General features: G+C 64.1%; 23 protein-coding genes and 4 tRNA genes. 13 read left to right on the top strand and 14 right to left on the bottom strand.

Annotated features, from left to right (window positions below; genetic code table 11):
* The first annotated feature begins 78 nt into the window (after positions 1 to 78).
* Positions 79 to 1,473 (top strand): GGDEF domain-containing protein, encoded by a 1,395-nt coding sequence (locus tag ACEUCR_RS02505; protein WP_408787848.1) that lies wholly within the window; start codon positions 79 to 81, stop codon positions 1,471 to 1,473.
* A 47-nt stretch (positions 1,474 to 1,520) separates the two neighbouring features.
* On the opposite strand, the gene ACEUCR_RS02500 is transcribed toward ACEUCR_RS02505, so the two are convergent.
* Positions 1,521 to 2,159, bottom strand: coding sequence for an NAD(P)-dependent oxidoreductase (locus ACEUCR_RS02500; protein WP_408787844.1), 639 nt, complete (start codon positions 2,157 to 2,159; stop codon positions 1,521 to 1,523).
* A gap of 101 nt (positions 2,160 to 2,260) precedes the next feature.
* On the opposite strand from ACEUCR_RS02500, the gene ACEUCR_RS02495 reads away from it, so the two are divergent.
* A complete protein-coding gene (locus ACEUCR_RS02495; RefSeq protein ID WP_408787842.1) occupies positions 2,261 to 3,169 on the top strand; it encodes a LysR family transcriptional regulator in 909 nt (302 codons plus the stop codon).
* 92 nt (positions 3,170 to 3,261) lie between these two features.
* Here the strand turns inward: ACEUCR_RS02495 and folD are convergent, their stop codons facing one another.
* Positions 3,262 to 4,116, bottom strand: a complete 855-nt coding sequence (gene folD / locus ACEUCR_RS02490) for a bifunctional methylenetetrahydrofolate dehydrogenase/methenyltetrahydrofolate cyclohydrolase FolD (protein WP_041994102.1) — start codon at positions 4,114 to 4,116, stop codon at positions 3,262 to 3,264.
* A 212-nt stretch (positions 4,117 to 4,328) separates the two neighbouring features.
* Between folD and ACEUCR_RS02485 the strand changes: the two genes are divergently transcribed.
* The 6 genes from ACEUCR_RS02485 (at position 4,329) to ykgO (ending at position 5,472) form a co-directional block, all read left to right on the top strand.
* Positions 4,329 to 4,405, top strand: a tRNA-Pro gene (locus tag ACEUCR_RS02485).
* A gap of 62 nt (positions 4,406 to 4,467) precedes the next feature.
* Positions 4,468 to 4,544: transfer RNA gene (locus tag ACEUCR_RS02480), tRNA-Arg, on the top strand.
* A 38-nt stretch (positions 4,545 to 4,582) separates the two neighbouring features.
* Positions 4,583 to 4,658 (top strand) — tRNA-His (locus ACEUCR_RS02475).
* A 55-nt stretch (positions 4,659 to 4,713) separates the two neighbouring features.
* Positions 4,714 to 4,796 (top strand) — tRNA-Leu (locus ACEUCR_RS02470).
* A 284-nt stretch (positions 4,797 to 5,080) separates the two neighbouring features.
* Entirely contained in the window at positions 5,081 to 5,350 is a 270-nt protein-coding gene (locus ACEUCR_RS02465) for a type B 50S ribosomal protein L31 (RefSeq protein WP_111874632.1), read from the top strand.
* Positions 5,347 to 5,472, top strand: coding sequence for a type B 50S ribosomal protein L36 (ykgO, locus tag ACEUCR_RS02460; RefSeq protein WP_005909330.1), 126 nt, complete (start codon positions 5,347 to 5,349; stop codon positions 5,470 to 5,472). The genes ACEUCR_RS02465 and ykgO overlap by 4 nt, the downstream gene beginning before the upstream one ends.
* Before the next feature lie 71 nt (positions 5,473 to 5,543).
* Here ykgO and ACEUCR_RS02455 read toward each other — a convergent pair whose 3' ends face one another.
* The 3 genes from ACEUCR_RS02455 to ACEUCR_RS02445 are packed head-to-tail and all read right to left on the bottom strand — an operon-like array spanning position 5,544 to position 8,343.
* Entirely contained in the window at positions 5,544 to 6,314 is a 771-nt protein-coding gene (locus ACEUCR_RS02455) for an ABC transporter substrate-binding protein (RefSeq protein WP_408772851.1), read from the bottom strand.
* A gap of 53 nt (positions 6,315 to 6,367) precedes the next feature.
* Positions 6,368 to 7,183 (bottom strand): carbon-nitrogen hydrolase family protein, encoded by an 816-nt coding sequence (locus ACEUCR_RS02450; protein WP_408787839.1) that lies wholly within the window; start codon positions 7,181 to 7,183, stop codon positions 6,368 to 6,370.
* Between the two features lie 8 nt (positions 7,184 to 7,191).
* Positions 7,192 to 8,343: a methionine aminotransferase gene (locus tag ACEUCR_RS02445; RefSeq protein ID WP_319913785.1), complete on the bottom strand. Its 1,152-nt coding sequence runs from the start codon at positions 8,341 to 8,343 to the stop codon at positions 7,192 to 7,194.
* A 113-nt stretch (positions 8,344 to 8,456) separates the two neighbouring features.
* Between ACEUCR_RS02445 and ACEUCR_RS02440 the strand changes: the two genes are divergently transcribed.
* Complete coding sequence (locus ACEUCR_RS02440) at positions 8,457 to 9,350, top strand: LysR family transcriptional regulator (RefSeq protein WP_041994090.1); 894 nt, start codon at positions 8,457 to 8,459, stop codon at positions 9,348 to 9,350.
* A 72-nt stretch (positions 9,351 to 9,422) separates the two neighbouring features.
* Positions 9,423 to 9,671, top strand: a complete 249-nt coding sequence (locus ACEUCR_RS02435; RefSeq protein WP_111874629.1) for a DinI-like family protein — start codon at positions 9,423 to 9,425, stop codon at positions 9,669 to 9,671.
* 107 nt (positions 9,672 to 9,778) lie between these two features.
* Here ACEUCR_RS02435 and ACEUCR_RS02430 read toward each other — a convergent pair whose 3' ends face one another.
* The 5 genes from ACEUCR_RS02430 to dcuC all read right to left on the bottom strand — a co-directional run bounded on the left by ACEUCR_RS02430 (position 9,779) and on the right by dcuC (position 16,119).
* Positions 9,779 to 10,516: a DUF2927 domain-containing protein gene (locus tag ACEUCR_RS02430; protein WP_408789023.1), complete on the bottom strand. Its 738-nt coding sequence runs from the start codon at positions 10,514 to 10,516 to the stop codon at positions 9,779 to 9,781.
* A 32-nt stretch (positions 10,517 to 10,548) separates the two neighbouring features.
* Positions 10,549 to 11,052 (bottom strand): M48 family metallopeptidase, encoded by a 504-nt coding sequence (locus tag ACEUCR_RS02425; RefSeq protein ID WP_041994086.1) that lies wholly within the window; start codon positions 11,050 to 11,052, stop codon positions 10,549 to 10,551.
* Positions 11,053 to 11,160: 108 nt separating this feature from the next.
* Positions 11,161 to 12,804 (bottom strand): hypothetical protein, encoded by a 1,644-nt coding sequence (locus ACEUCR_RS02420; RefSeq protein ID WP_408787836.1) that lies wholly within the window; start codon positions 12,802 to 12,804, stop codon positions 11,161 to 11,163.
* 209 nt (positions 12,805 to 13,013) lie between these two features.
* Entirely contained in the window at positions 13,014 to 14,672 is a 1,659-nt protein-coding gene (locus ACEUCR_RS02415; RefSeq protein ID WP_408787833.1) for a bifunctional metallophosphatase/5'-nucleotidase, read from the bottom strand.
* A 94-nt stretch (positions 14,673 to 14,766) separates the two neighbouring features.
* Positions 14,767 to 16,119 (bottom strand): anaerobic C4-dicarboxylate transporter DcuC, encoded by a 1,353-nt coding sequence (gene dcuC / locus ACEUCR_RS02410; protein WP_111874626.1) that lies wholly within the window; start codon positions 16,117 to 16,119, stop codon positions 14,767 to 14,769.
* 341 nt (positions 16,120 to 16,460) lie between these two features.
* Here dcuC and ACEUCR_RS02405 point away from each other — a divergent pair, with 341 nt between their 5' ends.
* Positions 16,461 to 17,072: a DUF922 domain-containing protein gene (locus ACEUCR_RS02405; protein ID WP_041994079.1), complete on the top strand. Its 612-nt coding sequence runs from the start codon at positions 16,461 to 16,463 to the stop codon at positions 17,070 to 17,072.
* A gap of 99 nt (positions 17,073 to 17,171) precedes the next feature.
* Here ACEUCR_RS02405 and mnmC read toward each other — a convergent pair whose 3' ends face one another.
* On the bottom strand, positions 17,172 to 19,187 hold the full coding sequence (gene mnmC / locus ACEUCR_RS02400) for a bifunctional tRNA (5-methylaminomethyl-2-thiouridine)(34)-methyltransferase MnmD/FAD-dependent 5-carboxymethylaminomethyl-2-thiouridine(34) oxidoreductase MnmC (protein WP_408787832.1): 2,016 nt from the start codon (positions 19,185 to 19,187) through the stop codon (positions 17,172 to 17,174).
* Positions 19,188 to 19,277: 90 nt separating this feature from the next.
* Between mnmC and fabB the strand changes: the two genes are divergently transcribed.
* Positions 19,278 to 20,489: a beta-ketoacyl-ACP synthase I gene (gene fabB / locus ACEUCR_RS02395; protein ID WP_111875183.1), complete on the top strand. Its 1,212-nt coding sequence runs from the start codon at positions 19,278 to 19,280 to the stop codon at positions 20,487 to 20,489.
* Between the two features lie 85 nt (positions 20,490 to 20,574).
* Here fabB and ACEUCR_RS02390 read toward each other — a convergent pair whose 3' ends face one another.
* Both ACEUCR_RS02390 and ppnP read right to left on the bottom strand, forming a co-directional pair.
* A complete protein-coding gene (locus tag ACEUCR_RS02390) occupies positions 20,575 to 21,072 on the bottom strand; it encodes a GNAT family N-acetyltransferase (RefSeq protein ID WP_392442651.1) in 498 nt (165 codons plus the stop codon).
* 130 nt (positions 21,073 to 21,202) lie between these two features.
* Positions 21,203 to 21,487 carry a pyrimidine/purine nucleoside phosphorylase gene (ppnP, locus tag ACEUCR_RS02385; protein WP_408772833.1) on the bottom strand — a complete coding sequence of 95 codons (285 nt, stop codon included), beginning with the start codon at positions 21,485 to 21,487 and terminating at the stop codon, positions 21,203 to 21,205.
* Positions 21,488 to 21,756: 269 nt separating this feature from the next.
* On the opposite strand from ppnP, the gene ACEUCR_RS02380 reads away from it, so the two are divergent.
* On the top strand, positions 21,757 to 22,995 hold the full coding sequence (locus ACEUCR_RS02380; RefSeq protein WP_041994063.1) for a dicarboxylate/amino acid:cation symporter: 1,239 nt from the start codon (positions 21,757 to 21,759) through the stop codon (positions 22,993 to 22,995).
* A gap of 94 nt (positions 22,996 to 23,089) precedes the next feature.
* Here ACEUCR_RS02380 and ACEUCR_RS02375 read toward each other — a convergent pair whose 3' ends face one another.
* Entirely contained in the window at positions 23,090 to 23,506 is a 417-nt protein-coding gene (locus ACEUCR_RS02375; protein ID WP_041994060.1) for a MerR family transcriptional regulator, read from the bottom strand.
* Positions 23,507 to 23,564: the final 58 nt, after the last annotated feature.

Raw genomic sequence — 23,564 nt, 5'->3', positions numbered from 1 at the left:
GATTGGGGCACGCCGGACTTGGAGTGGGGGAGTCACTCCCTTACTATCGAGGCTCATTTGTTGCGCATGGAGACTGTTTTGACTCTCGATCCTGGGGCCACTGGCCCCTCATCCCAGACCGACCCGGGCGTGGGTCCACTCCTCGCCTCTCTGGCCTGCCTGCTGCTTGTCAGCGTCTTGCTCACCTGGCTCGGGGTGGTGGCGCGCAGCGGTGCCAGCTTCTCTCTGCTCTGGCCCGCCAACGCCGCCCTGGTGGGGATACTGCTGCGTTTCTACCCGAGGGCGGGTCTGCTTCATCTGCTGATCGCCCTGCTGGGTTTCCTGCTGGTGGATGCCTGTTACGGCACCCCCTGGCGCAAGAGTCTGCTGCTCAATGGTGCCAATATCCTCACGGTCGCCATCGCCTGGCTCAGTCTGCGCCGTCAGGGCCTGGGGCCAGAGGGGCTGATCAGTGCCACCGCCATTCCCAAGCTCATGCTGCGCTGCCAGCCCGCCCTCCTGGCCGGTGCCCTGTGTGGCGGTGCCGCCGTGGTCTGGCTGGGGGGCGCGAGCGGCCTGAAGAGCACCATCATGTGGTATCTGGCCGAGCTGATTAACTTCTCCGTCTTGCTGCCCTCCCTGCTGACCCTGCCGGACTCCTGGCGCCAGTGCCGCCAGTCGCTGTGGCGAGATCGCCATTATCTGGGTCCTGCCTTGGTCTTGCTCCTGCTGGTGCCGCTGCTCCATCAGTATCTGAGTGGCCCGGGCCTGCTGGTGCTGCCGGTACCCGCCCTCATCTGGCTGGCGCTCTCCGGCAACCGCTTCTTCACCTGTCTGGCGACCAGTGCCGCCTCTCTCTACATGTTCACCGTGCTCGATGAGCAGCTGCTGCACCAATGGAGCAAGGATGCGGCCACCGTCTATTCGTTTCGGGCCGGCATCACCATATTGGCGCTGAGCGCCATCACCACCGCCTGCGCCGTGGCCGAGCGGGATCAGCTGTTCGCGCGCCTGCAACAGGTGGCGAGTCATGACTACCTGACCGGGGTGCTCAATCGTGGTGCCTTCTGTGAGCAGGCCGAGCAACGGATGGCCCGCCATGGTGGCGCCCTGCTGTTGATCGACGTGGATCATTTCAAGAAGATCAATGATGAGTTCGGCCACCCAACCGGGGATACGGTGCTGATAAGGCTCTGCCGACGACTGGAGACCCTGTTGCCGCCCCGGGCCCTGCTCGGCCGCATGGGGGGAGAGGAGTTTGCCGTCTGGCTGCCGACGGGGGAGCCGCAGGCGCTGCAGGCCCAGGCCGAACGCCTGATCCAGGGGGTGGCGGAGCCCCATCTGATGGAGGGGATGAGGATCACGGTCAGCGGCGGCTTGAGGCGGGCCCAGGGCGCGCAGACCCTGAGCGAGCTGCTGGCCGATGCGGATCTCGCCCTCTATCGCGCCAAGCAGGAGGGACGCCATCGCTGGTGCTGGGCGCCCCTGGCCTGATGTCAGCAAGCAGGGAGGCCATGGCCTCCCTGCTTGCTGTGGGGGGATCAGTAACCCAGGGTGAAACGCTGGCGCAGGTGGGTCGGGTGTTCCACCTCGGCGAGTATCCCGTCCGCCAGATCGCCGACCCGGATCCCGGCGGGCTTGTCGCCATGGAACAGCACCTGATCCCCACCGAGACGATAACCGCCGCGTTTCTCGCCGGGCTCCAGAAACACGGGAGGAGAGACGAATCGCCAGTCCAGGCCGGTTTCACGGCGAAGGGCCGTCAGACCGTCGCGGGCCGCCAGGGCGCCCTGCTTCCATTCGGCCGGAAAGTCCGGGGTATCCACCAGCTGCACGCCGGGGGCGATTTCCAGACTGCCGGCACCACCGACCACCAGCAACCAGCTGTGGGCGGTCACGGCCGCCGCGACTATGGCTTTTGCCCCTTTGAGGTACTGGTCGTAGATGTCCGGCGCACTCCAGCCAGGGTTGTAGGCGCTGATCACCCGGTCGTGCCCCTTGAGCACGGCGGCCAGGGCCTGGGGATCCTGCGCATCCACGGCGACGGCGATGACCTGCGGGTGAGGGGCCAGCTTGCTGACGTCGCGGACGATGGCGGTGACGTGATGGCCACGGCCGATGGCCTCGCTCAGGATGGCGGATCCGACGAAACCGCTGGCACCGATCAGGGCTATTTTCATGGGGACTTCTCCTTCACTGTGGGAATGGGGCCATCCTACGCCCCCGGATGTGATTTAATAATCCATCATAAAATACATTCACTTGTAAGCTGGATTTAATAATGGAACCGCTCAGGCGTTACGCCATCTTCGCCGCCGTGGTGGAGGCGGGCACCATGACGGGGGCCGCCAAGGCCCTTGGCATGACCCCTTCCGCCGTCAGTCAACATATCGGCCAGCTGGAAGAGCTGCTCGGCCTGACCCTGCTGCATCGCTCTACCCGTCGCCTCAGCCTGACCGAGGCGGGGGAGCTGGTCTGGCAGGGGTGCCAAACATTGCGCCAGACCCTGGATCAGATCGATCTGCGCCTCGGTGAGTTGCGCGACAGCCTGGTGGGGGAGGTGCGGATCACGGCGCCGGTGGGCATGGCGGGGCTGCCGCTGGCCCAGGCGCTCGCCCCCTTGCTCTCGGCCCACCCCGGGCTGCATTTCGCCATCATCGCCGATGACGGCAAGCGGGATCTGCTCAAGGAGCGGATCGATGTGGCGCTGCGGGTCGGCACCCTGGCTGACTCCAGCCTGGTGGCGCGCCGGCTCGGGGAGGTCTCCATGCTGCTGTGCGCCTCTCCCGCCTATCTGGCCAGGCGAGGGATACCCAGGCAGCTGGCCGAATTGCCGGACAATGACTGGCTGCTGACCGACTCCCTTGATGGCGCCCTGTGGCTGAGGGACGAGAAGGGAGAGCCCCACGGGCTGACGCTCGTGGGGCGGGTCATCTGCAACAATGTGCTGCCCCTGCGCCAGTTTGCCCTGGCAGGGCAGGGGATAGCCCTGCTGCCGGAGGCGGAGGTGAGCGAGGATCTGGCCCTGGGGCGCTTGCAGGAGGTGCTGCCCGCCTACCGGATGGCCCCCATGGCTATCCATGCCATCACCCCGGAGCGAGAGGTTTCCCAGAAAGTACGTCGGGTGTTGACGGCGTTGCAGGACTATTTTGGTCAGGGAGGGCGTGGGCGTCAGTCACGGCCGGGATGAGCGGTGCTGTGGGGCGAACATGGAAAGGGGGAGGAGATAGAACGAGAAGGCAGGCCTGAGCCTGCCTTGTGGGTTGATGGCGGCAGACGGGATCAGCCGTGGTAATCGCGACAGGCGATCAGGGTATTTTCCATCAGGCTGGCGACCGTCATGGGGCCGACGCCACCCGGCACCGGGGTGATGAAGGCGGCATGGCTGCGGGCGGTTTCGAACTCCACATCCCCCACCAGGGAGCCATCGGCGAGGCGGTTGATGCCGACATCGATCACCAGGGCGCCAGGCTTGACCCACTCGCCCGGGATGAAGTTGGGCTTGCCCACCGCGACCACCAGCAGATCGGCACGGCGCACCTGGGCTTCCAGATCCTGGGTAAAGCGGTGACAGGTGGTGGTGGTGCAGCCGGCCAGCAGCAGCTCCAGGGTCATGGGACGACCGACGATGTTGGAGGCGCCGACCACGACGGCGTGCAGGCCGTGGGTCTTGACGCCGGTGGCCTCGATCAGGGTCATGATCCCCTTGGGAGTGCAGGGACGCAGGGCCGGGATACGCTGGGCCAGACGGCCGACGTTGTAGGGGTGGAAGCCATCGACGTCCTTGTCGGGACGGATCCGCTCCAGCACCTGGGTGGTGTCGAAGTGGGCGGGCAGGGGCAGTTGTACCAGAATGCCGTCGACGTCCCCATCCTGGTTCAGCTGGTCGATCAGGGCCAGCAACTCCGCCTGGCTCGCCTCGGCGCTGAGATCATAGGAGCGGGAGACAAATCCCACCTCCTCACAGGCGCGGCGCTTGCTGCCGACATAGACCTGGGACGCGGGATCCGCGCCCACCAGGATCACCGCGAGCCCGGGGGCACGCTCTCCTGCGGCCAGTCGCTGCTGGACTTCTTTCGCCACCTGGCTGCGAATCGTTTGCGCAACCTGTTTTCCGTCAATGATTTTGGCAGACATCGTTCTTCACTCACCATGGGTTCAACTGTGCGTATTGTCGCATTTTTTTAGCCAGGGTGTTAGCGGCGTGACACGGGCGGGCAAGAAGTAGGCACTTGAATTTATTGGCGGAAAAATTCGTTGACGCTGGCTTTGGCGCTTGGGTATGATGCCCGCCCGTTGCCCATCCGCCCTATCGCGGATAAGCTGTTGGCAACCTTGCACATGTATTTCGGTGATTAGCGCAGCCCGGTAGCGCATCTGGTTTGGGACCAGAGGGTCAAAGGTTCGAATCCTTTATCACCGACCATTTTACCGATGCATTTCATGGCACTAGGGCAAGCCCGGTGGATATGAAATCCTTGGATAAATGCGCCCTTAGCTCAGTTGGATAGAGCAACGGCCTTCTAAGCCGTGGGTCGCAGGTTCGAATCCTGCAGGGCGCGCCATCTTGCTTTGCCAAGCATGGTACTCGTGTTTTTCAGTGGTGGCTGTAGCTCAGTTGGTAGAGTCCCGGATTGTGATTCCGGTTGTCGTGGGTTCGAGCCCCATCAGCCACCCCATTATCTCTTTCTGTTTGCCTGGTCCGCTGGCCGGTGGCGAGCAGTGAACCTCTTTGCGGAAGTGGCGAAATTGGTAGACGCACCAGATTTAGGTTCTGGCGCCCAGGCGTGAGAGTTCGAGTCTCTCCTTCCGCACCATGTCTGATGACAAGCCGGAGTCTCCGGCACGAAAAGGCCCGTCCATGACGGGCCTTTTTGCATCCGTTGCCCCTGTGGTGCCCTCCGCTTGACTGCTTGCCCACCATGTCCACTGTTCTCGCCATGCCGAATCCTCACGCCGACGCGTTGCCCATCTGGTGCGCGTATCCGTGGGCGAGCAGGGCCCATGCAGGTAGCCTTGTCGCCACTTCGGTTCTGCTATTGATAATGGTTCTTGATTGGGATAACCTAAGTTTAGTTATAACATAACATTAGAGGCCATAATGAAACCCGATCTCCATCCCGATTACCGTCAGGTGCTGTTCCACGATGTGACGGCCAATACCTATTTCCTGGTGGGATCCACCCTCAAGACGGATCGCACCCAGGTGTGGGAGCAGGACGGCAAGGAGTACCCCTATCTGACCCTGGATGTTTCCAGTGCCTCTCATCCCTTCTATACCGGCAAGCAGAAGCAGGTAGGCAGTGAAGGTCAGGTGGCCCGCTTTGGTCAGCGTTTCGGCGCGTTTCTCGGCAAGCAGGGGGTGGCATGAAGGTACTCGCCTCTCTCAAATCCGCCAAGACACGCCATCCAGACTGTCAGCTGGTGCGTCGGCGCGGCAAGCTGTTCGTCATCTGCAAGAGCAACCCGCGTTTCAAGGCGCGCCAGGGGTAACCTGTTCTGGTATACATGAAGAGGGGGCGATCCGATCGCCCCCTCTTCTATGATGGCTGCTCCGTCCCGACTCAGAGCAGGTCTTCGAGCTGGTATTTCTTGAGCAGGGTGTCGAAGGTGCCATCGGCTTTGACGCTCTCGATGGCGGCATCGAACCGGCTCTTGAGCTTGTCATCGTTCTTGCGCAGGGCCACCGCCACCCCTTCTCCCAGGATCTTGTCCTGGGTGCCGTTGAACTGGGGACCGACGAAGGCGAACTGCTTGCCCATCTCCTTGTCGAGGAAGCCCACCTTCAACTGCACCATGTTGCCGAAGGTGTAGTCGGCGCGGCTGGACTGCAGATCCAGCATGGGGGACTGGGCATTGACGTAGCGCTTGATCTTGGCCACCTCACCGTAGCGGGCGGTGACGAAGTTGTCCTGGGGGGTGCCCTCCTGCACCGCGATCACCTTGCCCTTGAAGTGCTCAGGGGTGTCGGCAAAGTCGCCCGCCTTGTCGCTGCGCCCCACGAAGCGGTTCTGCATCATGTAGTAGACCTGGCTGAAGGCGACCTTCTGGCGTCGCTCGTCGGTGATGTTCATGGAGGACATGATGGCGTCGTACTTGCGCACCTGCAAACCGGGCAGCAGGGCATCCCAGGGCTGGTTGATCACCTCGCACTCAGCCTTCATGGCCGCGCACAGGGCATAGGCGAGATCGACCTCGAAGCCGCCGAGCTTGCCGCTGCTGTCGATCATCTCGAACGGGGGATAGGTGGCATCGGTGGCGATCACCAGGGGTTTGGCGGCGGCCTGGCCGGCGGTGGCCAGGGCCATCAGCATCATCAGTGTGTTGAGTTTCATGGTCAGTCCCTTGAGTTGTGGTGTCATTCCTAGCGTGCTAAAGGGTGCCGGCCTCAAGGGCCGACGGCTATCTTGCGATGGGTGAGGGCGGGCAGCTGGCTGCGCACCGTGCGCTGGGCCGCCAGATCCAGGGTGGCGATGGCCAGACCCTGACCCTCCTCTACCTGGGCCAGCACCCGGCCCCAGGGATCGATGATCATGCTGTGGCCGAAGGTGCGCCGCCCGCCGGGGTGCTCTCCCCCCTGGGCACTGGCGAACACGAAGGCCAGGTTCTCCACCGCCCGTGCCCGCAGCAGCAGCTCCCAGTGCGCGAGCCCCGTGGTGTGGGTGAAGGCCGCGGGCAGGGCGATGAAGTCGGGGGCTGGATCGAGTCGAAACAGCTCGGGGAAGCGCAGGTCGTAGCAGATCCCGACGCGCAGCATGCCCCAGGGCAGGGGATGGCTCACCACCTCCTGGCCCGGGCTCATGGTCGCGGCCTCGTCATACTGCTCCTGTCCGGTGCAAAAGCCAAACAGGTGCAGCTTGTCGTAGCGGCTCGCCAGCTCCCCGTTGGGGTCGATGAGCAGGCTGCTGTTGTGCATCTTGCCGGGTTCGTCGCTCTCAAGGGGCAGTGTGCCGGCCAGCAGCCAGACTCCGAGCTCACGGGCCAGCTTCCGGGCCCAGGCCAGCAGGGGGTGACTGTTCACGGGAGCGGCCAGGGCCACTCGCGCCCGCTCATTTTCCGGCATCAGGTAGAAGTATTCGGGCAGCAGGGCCAGCTCGGCCCCCTCGGCCGCCGCTTGACGCAGCAGGGCTTCGGCCTGGGCCAGGTTGTGGTCGAGGTCATCCCCGGAGACCATCTGCAGGACGGCAACGCGCAGTGAATCCATGGTGCCTCCTAGACGCCGCACAGGCGCTCGGCGCCCGCCAGCAGGGTGTCGTCATCCTTGGAGAAGGAGAGGCGGATGACCCGCTGATCCGTGCCGTCGTGATAGAAGGCGGAGACCGGAATGGTGGCGACCCCGTGATCGCGAATGAGCCGCTGCACGAACAGGCTGTCCGGCTCGTCGCTGATGCGCTCGTAGCTCGCCAGCATGAAGAAGCTGCCCGCCGAGGGGAGCAGGGTGAGGCGCGAATCCGCCAGGGCCGAGGTCAGCAGGTCGCGCTTGCGCTGGTAGAAGGCCGCCAGCCCCTGATAGTGGGCCGGTTGCTGCAACAGGTGGGCGAAGCCGTACTGCATGGGGGTGTCGGCGGCGAACATGGCGAACTGGTGCACCTTGCGGATCTCCTCCATCAGGGGGCGGGGCGCCACGCAGTAGCCCACCCGCCAGCCGGTGACGTGGAAGGTCTTGCCGAAGGAGAAGACGGCGACGGAGCGCTCCACCAGCTCCGGATAGCGGATGACGCTCTGGTGCAGAGCGCCGTCGAACACCACGTGTTCGTACACCTCGTCCGAGAGGATCAGGATGTCGGTGCCGCGCACCAGGCGGGCGAGGCGCTCCTGATCCCCTGCCTGCCAGACGGTGCCGGTGGGGTTGTGGGGGGTGTTGAGCACTATCATGCGGGTGCGGGGGGTGATGCGTGCGGCCACCTCCTCCCAGGGGATGGCAAAATCCGGCGCCTTGAGGGCGATCACCACAGGAGTGGCTCCCTGCAGCTGGATCATGGGGCGGTAGCTGTCGAACGCCGGCTCGAACATGATCACCTCGTCGCCGGGGTGAACCAGGGCGGTGATGGCGCAGAACAGGGCTTCGCTGGCGCTGGCGGTGATGGTGACCTCCTCGCCCGCGTCATAGTGATGGCCGTAGCTGGTCGCTATCTTGGCCGCCAGCTGCTCGCGCAGGGCGGGCAGCCCCGTCATGGGGGCATACTGGTTCTCCCCCGCCAGCATGGCCTCGTGGGTCACCCGGATGAGCTCGGGATCGCAGGGGAAGCTCGGCGCCCCCTGGGAGAGGTTGATGCTGGGATGGCGGGCGGCCAGATCCCCGATCACGCTGAAGATGGTGGTGCCCACCTGGGGCAGTTTGCTGACGATGCGGGGAGAGGACATGGGGCCATCACCTATGTGTGTGAATGATGTCCCTTTTTAGTCCTCGCACCCTTGCCGGACAACGGATTATTCGGCATGGTATGCGTGAGTTTATCTCAAGCATGGAGGCTTGCATGATATGGTCCCCCCCTCGCAGTCAATTGCCCCTGTACGGCCTGCAGGTATTCGAGTGCGCCGCCCGCCACCTGAGCTTCACCCTGGCGGCCGATGAGCTGTGCGTGAGCCCGGGCGCGGTGAGCAAGCAGATCGCCCAGCTGGAGGCGCGCCTCGGTCACCCCCTCTTCTTGCGCGGTACCCGCTGCCTCGCCCTGACCCCGGCCGCCGAGCAGCTGTTGCCCTATGTCAGCGAAGGACTGGCCCGCATGGGGGAGGGGCTCAGTGCCCTGCAAGCCCTGCCCCAGCAGCAGGCCATCAGCATCAAGGTGCCCTCCTGCGCCAGCCGCTGGCTGCTGCGCCAGCTGCAGGCGTGCGAGGGAGAGGCGGTTGAGGTGCGCGGCAGCCACAGCCACGGCATCGATTTTTCCCGGGAGCCCTTCGATCTCGCCATCGTCTACCAGCCCTGCCAGGGGCGAGCCCCCCACAGTCAGCCCCTGTTTCGCGAGCGCCTCACCCCCATCTGCGCCCCCGCCTTCGCCGCCAGACACGCACTGTTCGAGCGCCCCATCACGGATCTGCTGACGCTGCCGCTGCTCCATGCCAGTGCGGATCGTCGGGACTGGCGCAACTGGTTCGCCGCCTTCGTCGAAACCCCTTGGCTCCCCAGGGGGGGCCAGCTGTTCGATACCCTGGATCTTGCGATGAATGCCGCCTTGCAGGGGTTTGGCATCTCCCTCGGGGATCCCACCATAGTGGCCGAAGAGCTGGAGAGCGGCGTGCTGGTGGCCCCTTTCGCCCCCGTGCTCAGCACGGATCACGAATATGCCCTCTTGATGCGCCCCGACAGTCAGCGAGCCGGGGTACACAGGGTCCATGAGTGGTTGTGCAACAGCGTCCAGCCCCTGCGCTGACTTTTCCGCTCGCCCCCTTTACAGGGAATAAAAATACTGTATAAAATTACAGTATCAACAGCGGAGGTGCGTATGCGTCTGGAAATCATCATCGACAGGAAAAAACAGGTCTCCCCCGACATCATGGCGGCCCTGGAGCAGGAGCTGCTCAAGCAGCTGGGTCGCCGTTTCCCCGATATCCAGGTACGGGTGGCGGGGGGCAGCAACATGGCCCTGAACATCACCCGGGCCAGCAAGGAGGAAAAAGAGCTGCTGGAGGAGCTGGTGCAGGAGGTGTGGGAGAACGCCGAGAGCTGGATGCCGGAGTCGAGCGTCGCCTGACAAGGGTTGGCTGCGCCAGCATGGGCGCCAACATCCCCTTGGGCGGCCATGCCCCCACGCAGAGTCAGGGGAGGTGGGCCCGCTTGCCCTTGCGTCATCTCGCCGGCTCAGAGCCCGGCCCAGGATTTGAGGCTGAGGGTCTGGACCCGGCGACTGGCGGCGCGGATCTCGCCATCGGCCTTGAGATCCCGCAGCACACTGGGCAGGGCGGCGGCCACCTCGGCCTGGCTCATGCCCGGATGCAGGGCCGGGTGGTAGGCCATCTTGAGCAGCAGGTAGTCGAGCCCGGTCAGGAAGCTGTCCGTGCTGCGATCATTGAACACGGAGGGAAAGACGGCATCCGAGTCGTTGGGCAGCCCCATCACCTGGGTCAGCTCCTCCACCACGCAATCGAGAAAGCGGCCCTTGTCCCGGCTGGCGTCCACCGGGATGATGATGCTGGCCCGGCGAATGACCCCCTCCTTGTCTGTGCCAAAGTTGGCCAGGCAGAGTCCATCGGCCAGGGCGGCGCTCACACTCGGGCTCTTGCCCATCAATCGCTCGGCCCATTGCGCCACCTTGGCACGGCGGGTCATCACCAGGGTGAGGTTGGCCCCCGCCGCGCCCTTGGCCAGGGTGACCGGGTGGCCGGTGATCCGGGTCAGGTGGGCCGCCTGGATCTGCACCACCTCGGCCTGCAGCGGCTTGTCCCCCACCTCGTTGACGAGGTGGATCCTGACGGGGTCGCGCCAGCGGTTGAAACGGACCGGCCCGGCATCCCTGTATTCCCGCCCGAGGGCCACTCGCTGGAAGCTTTCCATCAGATAGGCATCCTCCTGCCAGTGCGCCCGGGCCTGGGCGGCCATGGCGGGCAGGAGCAGCAGACAGGCGAGCAGCCTCACCCCGCGCTCTTCTCCAGGTCTCGCCAGGTGAGCCAGAGCCGCAGATCGAACTCCAGCTGGTGGTAATCCGGCTCCATGTGCTGGCAGAGCTGATAGAAGGCCTTGTTATGCTCCTTCTCCCGGATATGGGCCAGCTCATGGACCACTATCATCCTGAGAAACGCCGGGGGAGCGGCCTTGAACAGGGCGGCGATGCGGATCTCGTTCTTGGCCTTGAGCTTGTTGCCCTGCACCCGGCTGACATAGGTGTGCAGGCCAAGGGCATCCTTGATCACGTTGATCTTGCCATCGAAGATCACCTTGGAGAGGGGGGCCGAGCTCTTGAGGTAGCGGCTCTTGAGCTCCTGGGTGTAGGCGAGCAGGGCCTTGTCGCTCTGAATGAGGTGGCTGTCCGGGTAGCGTTTGGCGAGAAATTCACCGAGTTTGCCGTGGGCGATCAGCTGCAACACCTGGGCCTTGAGGGGCTCGGGATAGCCGCCGAGATAGGTCAATGCCGTCATGGGACTCCTGCCGGATGAAAAGGGATGAAACGAAGAGGCCCCTCATTGTAGCCAATGAGGGGCCTGATTTATATCCGGGTCTTGCCGGGGCTCGCGGCCACGGCGGGATCACTGCCGGCGGTAGAGACCGGGCTCGACCTCCCGATAGTGGGTCTCCAGGTAGCGGTAGAAGGCCTGGGTGGAGGGGGGGGTGGACGGCTGGCGTCCCAGGGCGACCTTCTCCGCCTTGGCGATGATGAACTTGGGGGGCTGGCGCTGCAGATCCTGCAGCACCCGCTCGCGCACATCATAGGGGGGATTGACGTTGGCGAAGAACAGATAGGCCGAGGCGGGCTGGCGATCGGTCCACAGATAATATTGGGGCTGGATGGCATCGACCCAGATCCTGTCGCTCGGGGTGGTCTCGGCCAGGATGCGATCGACGCGCACCTGGGCGGCGGCATTGAAAGGGCGTCCCTTCTGGGTGCCATCCCAGGCGTTGTTGATCATCAGGGCCAGCATGGCCAAGGTGGCGAGCCAGGGGGTGGCGGATCGCACATCCCAGGCCCGCCACAGGGGCAGCAGGATCAGCACGGGCAAGGCCCACAGCAGGCTGGTCCCCAGCACCTCGCTTACCCGCTCCAGGCTCCACTCCTTGTTGCTCCAGCCAAAGATCAGCTGCTGGGCCAGCAGCCAGCTGGCGGTGAGCACTACCAGGGAGATGCAAAACAGGCCCATGAGATCGCTCTGGCGCTCGCTGCGATCGAGCAGGCAGGTCAGCGGCAGCAGCCCCAGCGGCAGGTAGAGCACATCATAGTGATCGAACACATGGCCCGACACCGAGTTGGCAATCAGGGTGAACAGCACCCCCAGCAGGGTGGCGATCAGGGCGGGCAGATACCACTCCTGGCGTCGGCTCAGCATCAGGAGGATGAAAGGGGGGAGCAGCATGACGAGGCCGGTGCGCAGCAGGCCGACCGCCCCCACATAGACGGAGAAGCCATTGCCATAGCTCCCCTCGAAGAAGATGTCGAAGGCGTAGTACTTGAATTCGGCCAGCAGCCCATGGTGCTGGAAATAGCCATAGAGGGGGCCGCCAATCAGGGCCAGACCCAGCAGGCTGGAGAGCAGCAGCAGCAGGGCATCGCGCCACTGCTCGCGCAGGCACCACTGGCAGAAGAGCACCAGATACCAGGCCCCCCAGAGGGCGCCGTTGTTGGTGCGCATCCAGGCGACGATGGCGAAGCCGAGCCCGGCCACCAGGGCCGGCCACCAGCGAAACTCCTTGTCCAGCAACAGGGTGATGAAGGCCCACTGGGCGATCAGGGCCAGATGAAACGTCCAGTCCTCCGTCATGTTGCCGTAGTAGTAACGGGTGCCGTACAGGGCCAGCACCGCCAGCATGGCGCCGAGGCGGGCGCGAAAGGAGAGGGCGAGCTGATTGAAGGCCTGCCAGCTCGCCAGCAGGCCGAGCCAGCACAGCAGCAGCTCCAGCAGCCAGATGCCGCGAAAACCGTCCAGCCAGTAACCCAGGGCATCGAGGGCGAAAATCATGGGGCCCTTGATGTCGATCATGTCGCGATAGAGCACCCCCCCCTCGTACCACATCTTGCCCATGACGGCGAACAGGGAGGCATCGAAGCCGGGAGCCATGCCGTAGAAGAGCGGATTGCGCAGGCAAAACAGGCAGGCGATGAGGCCGGTCAACAGGATGGCAAGGGGACGCAGCGGCGGATTGTTGCGCGAAGAGGAGAAACGGATGGAGTGATTCATGAAGCCTGATCCTGTGCCTGAGCATGCGAAAGCGGGCCTATCTTGCCGAGCCTGGGCCTTTGATGCAATGGGGGCGCAGGGCGGGATGCAAATATTCCCGCCCTGCGCCCCTCACAGGGCTATTCCCGGACTGAAAACAGCCACTTATCGCCCCTGTCGCGAAGCAGTGCCGCTCCCCCGACGGGGCGGCCATCCCCAGGCTTGCCGATTCAAGCTCCGGGATGAGGCCGGTAGTGGATCAGGGGCGCGGGGGCCGGCAGGGTCGGGTGCTGGCGCGCCCAGCGGATGAAGGCATCGGCCAGGGTGATGCCGAGCTCCTGGTTGTGCTGGGTCAGGGTGCGGGTGAGGGCGGTGTATCCCTCCTTGCCGGAGGCGGTATAGGCGCTGGAGACGCCGCGATAGACCCCCTCCTTCTCCACCGGCTGCCAGTGACCCGGGCTGGCTTCCCACTCCAGCTGGCGGATGCGCTGCCCCTTGGGAAGTTCGGCCAGATAGTGAAAGCGCACCCCGGCGGTGTAGGGGAAGCTGCCGCTGCCATTGCCTGTCACCCCGTTGTCGGTGGCGTTGTCGATGGCGCCTTCCAGGGCCTCTGCCAGCTCATGACCATGCACCCGATAGAGGGTGAGGGGAATGGCGAAGGGGAGCAGCTGCCCGGCGATGTCCGCCTCGGTGAGGGGGCCGGGCTCGAGGGAGCAGCGCACGCCGCCGCCATTGTGCAGGGCGAAATCGACCCGCCCCACCTGCTCGCGGGCCCCGGCCAGCATGGCGGCTGCGACCAGGGGCGCCACCTGGCTGCCGTGGGGCAACCTGGCGTCCGGGATCCGCTGGTGCAGCAGCGGCTCGGGCAGCCGGGTCACCGTCCTGGCGGCCATCTCCTCGAGGGCGGGGCGATAACGGCGCGCCATGTGATCCTCGATGAGGGGATCCGGCGCGCAGAAATGGAGGTTGGCGGGGGCGGGGCTGGCATAGGGCCAGGGTTGCCAGGGGAACCACTCGATGCGGCCCCGGCCCTGACTGACCCGGCCCTGTTCATCGAAGTCGAGCTCGCACACCCCCAGGCTCTGGGCGCTGTGACCCGCGTGGAGAATGGCGACCCGATTGACCATCAGGGGATAGCTCCCTTCGCTTTGCAGCCCCAGGGGGGAAAGGTCGCCGAGCAGGCTGTGGGTGTGGCCGCCGATGATGAGGCTGAGCTCGGGGAAGCGCTCGGCCAGCAGCTTGTCCTGCTCCAGCCCCAGGTGGCTGAGCAGTATGATGTGGCGGATGCCGGCGGCGCGGATCTGGTCCAGCTGGCGGGTCAGGGTCTGGCTCACGCCATGAAAACGGGTGTGCTCGTCCGGGTTGGCGATGTCCGCCATCTGGGGCAGTGTGATGCCGAGCAGGGCAAAGCGCACGTTCCCCAGCGTGCGCACCAGCCAGGGCTGGCTGGCATCATGGAGCCCGGGCAGGCCCCGCAGGGGCAGGGGGGTATCGACGGGCTCCTGGCTGCTGTCCAGGTTGGCGGCGAGCACGGGAAAATCAATCTGGCGCAGAAACTCCACCAGGGGGCCGTTGCCCAGATCGAACTCATGGTTGCCGAGCACCATGGCATCGGGGGCCAGCAGGCGCAGCAGATCCGCGTTGGCGCGCCCCTTGAAACGGTTGAAGTAGAGGGAGCCCTGGAAGGTGTCGCCCCCATGGAGCAGCAGGAAAGGGGTGCCGGCCGCGGCCGCCTCGGCCCTGAGCTGACGGACACGGGTCATCAGGCGGGCATAACCACCGCTCTGGCAGAGCCATTGGGTCTCGCCGGGGGGGGAAAAACGCACCTGGGCACCATCGAAATGGGAGTGACAGTCACTGAAATGGGCAAGTTGAACCGTCGTACTCATATCGGTCCTCCTTTAGGGGAAAGAAGGCGAAGAGTCTACCTCAGGTTCGGGCGGGGATACCAGCCCGGCCCATGGCCAGGCCGGGGGAGGTGCGTCAGGCGGGAACCATGATCTGGGTGGCGATCAACACCACGGCCAGGCCGACGGCCACCGGCAGCGAGGTGCGCTTGACCACCTCGAACGGCGAGAGGTTGGCCATGCCGGAACAGGCAACCACCACCCCGGAGACCGGGGAGATGGTGCGGCCGAGATTCGAGGCCTGCAACATGGGGATCACCAGATAGGCGGGGTTGATGCCCAGGGAGCTGGCCAGGTTGGGGATCAGCTCCACGAAGGCATAGAAGGGGGCATTGCCCGAACCCGTGGTGAAGGCGGCCAGGGTGGTGATCACCACCAGGGAGAGCATCATGATGGCGCCGCCGCTGCCAAGATCCTGGGCGTGGGCGAGCAGGGTATCGATGAAGCCGATGGTCATCAGCCCCTGGGCGAACACGCCGGCGCCTACCAGCAGCATGACCACGCCGGCGAAGGCGTCGGCCATGTTGCGCCAGCACACCTGCAGACCGTCGAGCAGCCCCTTGCCATCCCGATGACGGGCCAGCTCCAGCAGGGCACTCAGGGTCAGGCACATGACGATGATGGTGACGATATCGAGCTGGGGGCCCAGCTTGCCGTCGAAGATCAGCACCCCGATGATAGGGGTAAACGGCAGTATGGCGTAATAGGCGGGGGCAGTGGTGATGAGATCCCCTGCCGCGACCCGCTCGTTCACCTCGCCGGAGCGCTTGTCCAGATAACGCTGCCAGAAGAAGTGGGTGACGGCCATGGCGGCGATGGCGGTCAGGGAGATGGGCAGGGTCAGCTTGAAGGCAAAGTCGATGAGCTCCATGTTGGCGGCCTGGGCGGCCATCACCACGTCCCCGGAGGTGGGAGAGAGGATGATGGCGGCCGGGGAGGCGCACACCGCCGCCGCGGCGCCGCGGGAGATCCCCATGTTGACCATGAGGGGGAACAGGGTCGCCATCAGCAAGACCCCGAGGCCCGTGGCCGAGCTCACCGCCAGCGACATGGCGCAGGCTACCAGATAGGCGGCCACCAGCAGCACGTAGGGAGACTTGATGACGCCAAGGGGCTTGCTGGCGAGCTTGACCAGCATGGTGTTGGCGCCGATGTGACTCATGTAGCCGGCGAATCCGCACAGCACCATGATCAGCATGCCCAGACCGCCGCCCCGGCTGTTGAGCAGGAAGCGCACGTATTCGAAGATGTCGGTCACCACGTTGCCCGTGGTGGGGACGCTCTCTGGCAGCACCGGCTTGCCGAGCAGCGCCGTGATGGCCAGCAGCAGCAGGCCGCCGCTGAGCAGTATGCCGGTGGCCGAATAGCCCTTGAAGATGCAGCGACCCACTATGAGGGTAACCAGGGTGCCAATCGTGAGTTCAACCATATTCAGGATCCTGTGGGTCAAGGGAGAGTCGGTGGGGCTGGCTCGCGCTGCGGCAGCCATTTATGCGATGGATGCTAATGTAACCAGCAAATTGGTCTGTTGATTTGATTAAGGTCAGCAAATCATGGGGTGGCGAGGCGAAGGCGCGGGACTGACTGGCCAGAAGCAGGCCCCTGGCCCCCCGACCCTGACCATGCTGGTTGCGCGCCGGGCCATGGCGACTTGCGCAGATGCGCGCCGGGTATCATGATGAGACTTGCGCAGGGCGTCAGTTAATTAATATATTGATTATTCATGACATTCACCGGTCAGATGACAACGATAAGGCGGCGTAGAGCACCATGGGCAAGTTGGGTAACCTGGGTTGGGGAGTGAGTCTGCTGTGGGCCGCCGCGGTCGGCGCCGCTCCGACCCATTACGTCGGGGTCAAGATAGAGCCGGATATCCGGGTCGACTTCCAGTTCTACAAGGTGAAGGGGACCAGCATGCAGGCCGCCCTGGCCCAGGCTGCGCGGCTCGGTCCCAAGGGGAGCGTCGGTCAGCAGGGGCTCGGCATGGCCAGCTACCGGCTCGACTGGACCATGCTGGCCTATCCCCTGGCGGGGCGCTGCGACCTCAAGGAGGTCAGGGTCAGGACCCGGATCAAGGTGATGGTGCCCGAGTGGGTCAACAAGTCAGGGGCGAGCGTGGCGGAGCAGCAGAACTGGAACATCATGCTCGGCGCCATGCTCGACTATGAGAGCCGCCACAAGGACATAGTGCAGGAGACCGCCAGCGCCATCGGCTACAAGCTCGCCCAGCTTCCCCCAAGCAATGACTGCGCCGCCTTGCGCCATCAGGGGGATCTGCAGGGGCGTGCCCTGCTGGCGCAAGCCAAATCCCGCTTCGCCCGCCTCGCCGAGCAGACGGATCATGGCCGCAAACTGGGGCTGAGCTGGCCGCTCTCCCCTTGAGCAGGGTCCTCCGTCGGCCGACGCGAGGCAATGAATGCAAGACGCCGCCAGGGGCAAGCCACTGGCGGCGTCTCGTTATAGGCCCTGGCCTCTCGCGGCTCAGCTGACCGGCTTGCCCTTGAGCCATTTGCGCACCCAGTAGCGGGCGGGATGCAGGGCAGCCAGCAGATCCCAGGCCAGGGGCAGGGGATCGCCCACTATCTCGCTGGCGAGCAGCTCGCCGCACAGGGGCGCCGAGCAGAGCCCCCTGGAGCCCAGGGCCCCCAACACAAAGAGGCCGGGATAGGTGGCCAGGGGCTGCGCCGGACGCGCCTTGAGGGGCTGCTGATCCAGCGCGCGCAGGGCGTCGAGCCGGACGATGGGCCCCACCACGGGCAGATGGTCCCGGCTGGCGCAGCGCACGCCGACGCGGGCCTGGTCGCCGCTCACATCCACCTCGGCAGGCCAGGACTGCTCCTGCAGGCAGGCTTGCAGCCGTGCCCGGTTCTGGGCCTGCTCCTCGGCATTGAATGCGAGGCTGCTCTGATTGCGGCCATAGCTGGCACCGATGCAGTGCGCGCCGTCGTGAGCCGGGGTGAGGTAGCCATCGTAGCAGATCACGGTTTTCAGCTGGCTTAGGCTAGCCGTGGTGGGGACATGGCTCACCTGGCCGCGCACCGGATAGAGCGGCAGTTCGGCGAAGGGCAACAGCGCGGGCAACTGATGCCCGGCGGCCACCACCAGGTTGGGGGCCTGCCAGTGGCGGCCATCCTGGCTCTCCACCCGCCAGCCGTCCGCCAGCTCGCTGATGGTGCTCACCGGCGCGTGGTACTCAAGCTGCAGCAGGCCGCTGGCCTGGGCCTCGTCGAAGGCGGCGCGGGTGAGATCCGCCGGGCAGAGCCAGCCCCCCAGGGGGTAGCTGACGCCACCATGGCCGCAGGGCAGGCCGACCACCTGCTCAACGTCCGAGGCAGAGAGTGGGTGCATCAACGCGGGGGGGAAGGGGCCCAGGGCCATCTTCTCCAGTTTTTGGGCCGATTTGTGGTCGTAGCCGAGCTGGGTGACGCCGCACAAGTCGAAGGCGACGGGGTGTCGCTTGGCCAGGTGCAGCAGCCGCTGACGGGCAAAGCCGAAGGCGAGGGAATAGAAACGCGACAGGGCATCGTGCTCGCCATTGAGCAGGGGATAGAGGGCCCCCTGGCGATTGCCAGAGGCGCCGCAGGCAGGCTCGCCCTCCTCGCACAGCAGCCGAACCTGGCGGCCCCGCTCCACCAGGGAGAGGGCCGTCATGGCCGAGGCGATGCCCCCGCCTATGATGAGCACTTCGCCGGGACGCCCCGCCGGGCGTGGATAGGCGGGGGCCAGGCTGGCATCCGCCTGCTTGTCCTGGCGATGGCCCGCCAGCATCTCCCGCTTGCTGCCGTGGCCTTTCACCTTGGCCATGCTGAAACCGGCGGCGATGAGGCCCCGGCGCACGAAGCCGGCACAGGTAAAGGTGGCGACGCTGGCGCTGGGGCGGGCGAGACGGGCCAGATGGTCAAACAGCCCCTGGGTCCACATCTCGGGGTTCTTGGCGGGGGAGAAGCCATCCAGATACCAGGCGTCGACCAGGCCCTCGGCGGGGCAGGGCCACTGGGGCAAGGCATCTTCGATGTCGCCGAGCCAGAGATCGAGCCGCACCCGGCCCGCGGCGAACAGCAGCCGATGGCAGCCGGCGACCGCCAGCGGCCACTGGGCGATGAGCTCGGCGCTCAAGGGGGCCAGCTCGGGCCAGGCCGCCAGGGCCTTGCCAAGGTCGGCCTGGGTGAGGGGGAATTTTTCGACGCTGATGAAGTGCAGGCGGGAACCGTTGCCGTGTTGGGGGGCATGTTCCAGAAACGCAGCCATTGTGGCGAGAAAGTTAAGGCCGGTGCCAAAACCTGTTTCACCCACCACAAAACTGTCACTGTCGTGGTGGCAGAATCGTGCCGGTAGCCCATTTTGCAGCAAAAAGACGTAGCGGCTTTCACTTAGACCGTTATCATTGGAAAAGTAGACATCCCCGAAGTCGCTGGAAACCGGAGTTCCCGCTTCATTCCAGTCCAATCGGGCATGATGTAAGGATGTTTGACTCACGTTTTCCTCTGCTCGCGTCACCAAATCGCGGGCATTCTACGTGAAAGCAGACCAGTTTGGCAGCCGAAAGCGGGTAGACTTGGCGCCAGTTTTTCCAGACGAGATGAATTAATGAGAAGAGCAGTGATCACCGGTATCGGCGTCATCTCCAGTATCGGCAACAACAAGGAAGAAGTGCTGGCCTCCCTGAAAGCAGGTAAATCCGGCATCACCTATTCCGAGCAGTTTGAACAATACAACCTGCGCAGCCGTGTCTGGGGTAACATCAAACTCGATCCGTCCGAACTGATCGACCGCAAGGTCATGCGCTTCATGGGTGACGCCGCGGCCTACGCCTATCTCTCCATGGAGCAGGCCATCGCCGACGCCGGCCTGCCCGAAGATCAGGTCTCCAACGAGCGTACCGGCATCGTGGTCGGCTCCGGCGGCGCCTCCGGCAAGAACACCTCCGAGTCTGCGGACATCGCCCGCGAGAAAGGGGTCAAGCGCGTGGGTCCCTACATGGTGCCGCGCACCATGTCCTCCACCACCTCCGCCTGCCTGGCCACCCCGTTCAAGATCAAGGGTGTCAACTACACCATCAGCTCCGCCTGTGCCACCTCTGCCCACTGCATCGGTCACGCCCTGGAACTGATCCAGCTGGGCAAACAGGACATCGTCTTCGCCGGCGGCGGCGAGGAGCTGGACTGGTCTTCCACCATCCAGTTCGATGCCATGGGCGCACTCTCCACCAAGTACAACGACAACCCGGAAAAAGCCTCCCGCACCTATGATGCGGATCGCGACGGCTTCGTCATATCAGGTGGCGGCGGCATCCTGGTGGTCGAGGAGCTGGAACATGCCCTGGCCCGCGGCGCCCACATCTACGCCGAGATCACAGGTTACGGTGCCACCTCCGATGGCTACGACATGGTCGCCCCGAGCGGTGAAGGCGCGGTGCGTTGCATGAAGATGGCGATGCAGGGTGTCGGCTCCGTGGACTACATCAACACCCATGGCACCTCCACCCCGGTCGGTGATACCAAGGAGCTGGAGGCGATCCAGACCCTGTTCGGCAGCAAGGCACCCAAGCTCTCCGCCACCAAGGCCATGACGGGTCATGCTCTGGGCGCTGCCGGCGTGCACGAGGCCGTCTACTCCCTGCTGATGATGGAACACGGCTTCATCGCCCCCAGCATCAACATCGAGAACCTGGACGAGAAGGCCGTGGGCCTGCCCATCGTACGCGAGTGCGAAGCCGCCGATCTCAATACCGTCATGTCCAACAGCTTCGGCTTTGGCGGTACCAACGCCTCCCTGGTGTTCAGCAAGTTCAAGGCTTGATGCTCACCGGATTGACATAGAAAAAGGCGCCGAAAGGCGCCTTTTTTATTGGGCTCTGCTGATGACTCCCGGTACCGGGGCGGGATCAGGCCGGCTCGGTCAGGGACAGGCGCATGTAGACGGCGCCTTCCCCATACTCCGCCAGGGATTTTGCGGTGGCAGAGGGGACAAAGCCCTGCTTGCGCCAGAAGGTCGGGGCATCCTGCACCGCCACCAGCCCGGCATGCTGGTACCCCTTGTTGCTGGCAAAGGTGAGGGCGGTGGCGAGCAGCCGCTGGCCCACCCCCATGCCGCGCACCTCGGCCGAGACGGCGAGATCGTGCAGATAGAACTCCTGTGCCCCGGCCAGCGCTGTCATGGTGACGGAGAGTGACGGCGGCTGGTTGGCGCGCCAGGGGTGGCAGAGCAGGTAGCCGCGCACCCGACCCTGGTACTCAGCAACCCAGCAGCAGTCTGGGGCCAGCTCGGCCTTGTTGCTCATGACACTGAGGGGCTCGGGGGTCAGCTGGTGATAGCACTCGGCCTGAATGGCCATGATCTGGGGCCAATCCTGTGGCGAGATGGAACGGATCTGGATGCTCATGACGTTCGTTTGAATCCTTGTATCGGCCTGACAGCTTAACCAAGGAAGGGGGCAAAGAGAAGGGGCAGGGAGCTTGTCATGACAGGAGGGGCCATGGCCCCTCGCGATATCAGGGTGCTGGTGCGCCGGCTCAGCCGAGGAATTCGCACAGATAGGCGCTGGGGCTGCTCACCTTGAGGGAGAAGGAGGAGTTGCCGGGCACCTCGAAGGATTGCCCCTGATCATAGCTTTGCCAGTCGCTGGATCCGGCCAGCTGTATGGTCAGGTTGCCCTTGATCACCGTCATGCGCTCGGGGGCGCCGGTGTTGAACAGGTAATCCCCCGCGGCCATGACTCCCACCGTGGATTGCTCACCATTTTGATCAAAGCCGATGGATTTTACATTTCCGTCAAAATACTCGTTTACTTTCAGCATCTTTCTATCCCTGTTTATGCGGTTACCGGGTCAAGCTAGCACAGAATTCAGTCTATGTGCATAGCAAAATGGTGTTTTTTAGGCGTGTTTCTTTTGAATCTTAACTTTATTGCAAACTTATCAATATATCTGCGTCATGAATTAGCGATTCAAAACAGCAGATAAATATGAGATAAATCCGCCCGGCAGGGGAATGAGCAGGCGTTCATTCCCCTGTCTGGCTAATTGCACTGGGAAAGTGTGACATTTATTCGCGAAAGGAACATTTTGTGTTAACTAAAGGACTCATTAAGAACATTGGCTTCCAGGTCGTGGTTGCCATGCTGCTGGGGGCGTTGGTCGGTGTGCTCATGGGCGAGCAAGCCGCCATGTTTGCCCCCCTCGGCAGTCTGTTTATCCAGCTCATCAAGATGCTGGTGATCCCCCTGGTGGCGGTGGCCATCATCTCGGGTGCCGCCAACCTGGGTGCCAGCCCGGCGGCGGGCAAGATAGGGGGCAGCACCCTGCTGTTCTTCCTCGGTACCTCCGCCCTGGCCGTTTTCCTGGCCCTGGTGATGGGGCAGGTGTTCCAGCCGGGAGCCGGCGTCGATCTCAGCTCGATGAAATCCCTCTTCTCCGGCGAGTATGCCGACAAGGGTGAACTGCCCGATGCCATCGCCACCCTGCTTGGCATGATCCCGACCAACGTCTTCCAGTCCCTCAACGAGGCGAACATTCTGCAGATCCTGGTGTTCTGCCTGTTCCTCGGCATCGCCCTGGCCAAGCAGCCGGCCGCCCGTGCCAAGCCGCTGGTGGATGGCCTCAACACCCTGGTCGACGCCTTCGTCTGGATGATCAACAAGGTGATGCTGGTAGCGCCGTTTGGCGTCTTTGGCCTGATGGCCGATGCCATCGGTACCTACGGCTTCGATGTCCTCTCCCTGGTATTCAATCTGTTTGCCGTGTACGTGGCCGCCATCCTGGTGTTCGGCTTCATCGTCTATCCGCTGCTGATCGCCGTCTTCTCCAATACCCCTGTGCTCAAGTACCTGTCGGCCATGAAGAAGGCCCAGGTCGTGGCCTTCTCCACCGCCTCTTCCATGGCGACCCTGCCGGTCACCATGGAAGTGTGCGAGAAGGAGCTGAAAGTCAGCAACAGCACCGCCGCCTTCGTGCTGCCCCTGGGGGCGACCATCAACATGAGCGGCAACGCCATCTATTACGGTCTGGTCGCCATCTTCTTCGCCCAGGTGTTCAACATTGATCTCTCCCTGGGTGCCTGGGTCGCCATCATACTGACCTCCACCCTGGGCGCCATCGGCCAGGCCGGGGTGCCGGGGCCGAGCTTCCTGGTGGTGGCCGTGCTGCTGGCTGCCGGGATCCCCATCGAGGGGCTGCCTTTGCTGTTCGCCCTGGATCGTCTGTTCGACATGATCCGTACCGCCCTCAACATCACCGGGGATGCGGCCTGCGCCATCATAGTGGACAGGTTCAGCCCGGACTACGATGCTGCCCGCTGGCAGAAATAAGCGGGGAGTGGGCAAGGCATAGCGCCCTGCTCACCCAGCCAAGCAAGAGGGGCCGATATGGCCCCTCTTTTTATTCATGGTTTTTCCGGGGGCATTACGCTTCCCGGGTAGTGCGACCGTCCGCCAGCTGGTGCAGCGCCTGCTGGCAGCGCTGCTTGGCGGCGTCCAGCTCCAGCAGCACCATCTCTATGTCTTCGAGCTGCTGATGCAGGGTCTCGCGCTTCTCTTCGATGAGGGAGAGCATGCTGCTCAGCTGGGTACGGCTGCTCTTGTCGGCATCATAGAGGTCAAATAGCTCGCGAATGTCCGCCAGGCTGAACCCCAGCCGTTTGCCGCGCAGGGTCAGCTTGAGGCGCACCCTGTCCTGGCGACTGTAGATGCGGGTCTGCCCCTGGCGGGTGGGGGTGAGCAGCCCCTGATCTTCATAGAAACGGATGCTGCGGGTGGTCACGTCAAACTCTTTGGCCAGCTCACTGATGCTGTAGCTGCGGGTGTCGTCCTTGGAGGGCATCTGGTTGTCATCTTGGCTGTCAATCCTGGCTGGCACCTTACCCAAAGCGTTGCCTGCT

This window comes from Aeromonas bivalvium (assembly GCF_046078285.1).
GTDB lineage: Bacteria > Pseudomonadota > Gammaproteobacteria > Enterobacterales > Aeromonadaceae > Aeromonas > Aeromonas bivalvium.
Note: the sequence above shows the minus strand (reverse complement) of the source record. Positions and strands in the feature narration are given on the sequence as shown.

Coding starts and splice junctions, on each gene's coding strand:
- ACEUCR_RS02450 (WP_408787839.1), bottom strand. CDS start 7,183: ATGGATTCACTGCGCGTTGCCGTCCTGCAGATGGTCTCCGGGGATGAC.
- ACEUCR_RS02465 (WP_111874632.1), top strand. CDS start 5,081: ATGAAACCCGATCTCCATCCCGATTACCGTCAGGTGCTGTTCCACGAT.
- ACEUCR_RS02415 (WP_408787833.1), bottom strand. CDS start 14,672: ATGAGTACGACGGTTCAACTTGCCCATTTCAGTGACTGTCACTCCCAT.
- folD (WP_041994102.1), bottom strand. CDS start 4,116: ATGTCTGCCAAAATCATTGACGGAAAACAGGTTGCGCAAACGATTCGC.
- ACEUCR_RS02455 (WP_408772851.1), bottom strand. CDS start 6,314: ATGAAACTCAACACACTGATGATGCTGATGGCCCTGGCCACCGCCGGC.
- ACEUCR_RS02500 (WP_408787844.1), bottom strand. CDS start 2,159: ATGAAAATAGCCCTGATCGGTGCCAGCGGTTTCGTCGGATCCGCCATC.
- ACEUCR_RS02445 (WP_319913785.1), bottom strand. CDS start 8,343: ATGTCCTCTCCCCGCATCGTCAGCAAACTGCCCCAGGTGGGCACCACC.
- ppnP (WP_408772833.1), bottom strand. CDS start 21,487: ATGCTGAAAGTAAACGAGTATTTTGACGGAAATGTAAAATCCATCGGC.
- ACEUCR_RS02435 (WP_111874629.1), top strand. CDS start 9,423: ATGCGTCTGGAAATCATCATCGACAGGAAAAAACAGGTCTCCCCCGAC.
- ACEUCR_RS02440 (WP_041994090.1), top strand. CDS start 8,457: ATGATATGGTCCCCCCCTCGCAGTCAATTGCCCCTGTACGGCCTGCAG.
- ACEUCR_RS02425 (WP_041994086.1), bottom strand. CDS start 11,052: ATGACGGCATTGACCTATCTCGGCGGCTATCCCGAGCCCCTCAAGGCC.
- fabB (WP_111875183.1), top strand. CDS start 19,278: ATGAGAAGAGCAGTGATCACCGGTATCGGCGTCATCTCCAGTATCGGC.
- ykgO (WP_005909330.1), top strand. CDS start 5,347: ATGAAGGTACTCGCCTCTCTCAAATCCGCCAAGACACGCCATCCAGAC.
- ACEUCR_RS02420 (WP_408787836.1), bottom strand. CDS start 12,804: ATGAATCACTCCATCCGTTTCTCCTCTTCGCGCAACAATCCGCCGCTG.
- ACEUCR_RS02495 (WP_408787842.1), top strand. CDS start 2,261: ATGGAACCGCTCAGGCGTTACGCCATCTTCGCCGCCGTGGTGGAGGCG.
- ACEUCR_RS02390 (WP_392442651.1), bottom strand. CDS start 21,072: ATGAGCATCCAGATCCGTTCCATCTCGCCACAGGATTGGCCCCAGATC.
- ACEUCR_RS02375 (WP_041994060.1), bottom strand. CDS start 23,506: ATGCCCTCCAAGGACGACACCCGCAGCTACAGCATCAGTGAGCTGGCC.
- dcuC (WP_111874626.1), bottom strand. CDS start 16,119: ATGGTTGAACTCACGATTGGCACCCTGGTTACCCTCATAGTGGGTCGC.
- ACEUCR_RS02430 (WP_408789023.1), bottom strand. CDS start 10,516: ATGGCCGCCCAGGCCCGGGCGCACTGGCAGGAGGATGCCTATCTGATG.
- ACEUCR_RS02405 (WP_041994079.1), top strand. CDS start 16,461: ATGGGCAAGTTGGGTAACCTGGGTTGGGGAGTGAGTCTGCTGTGGGCC.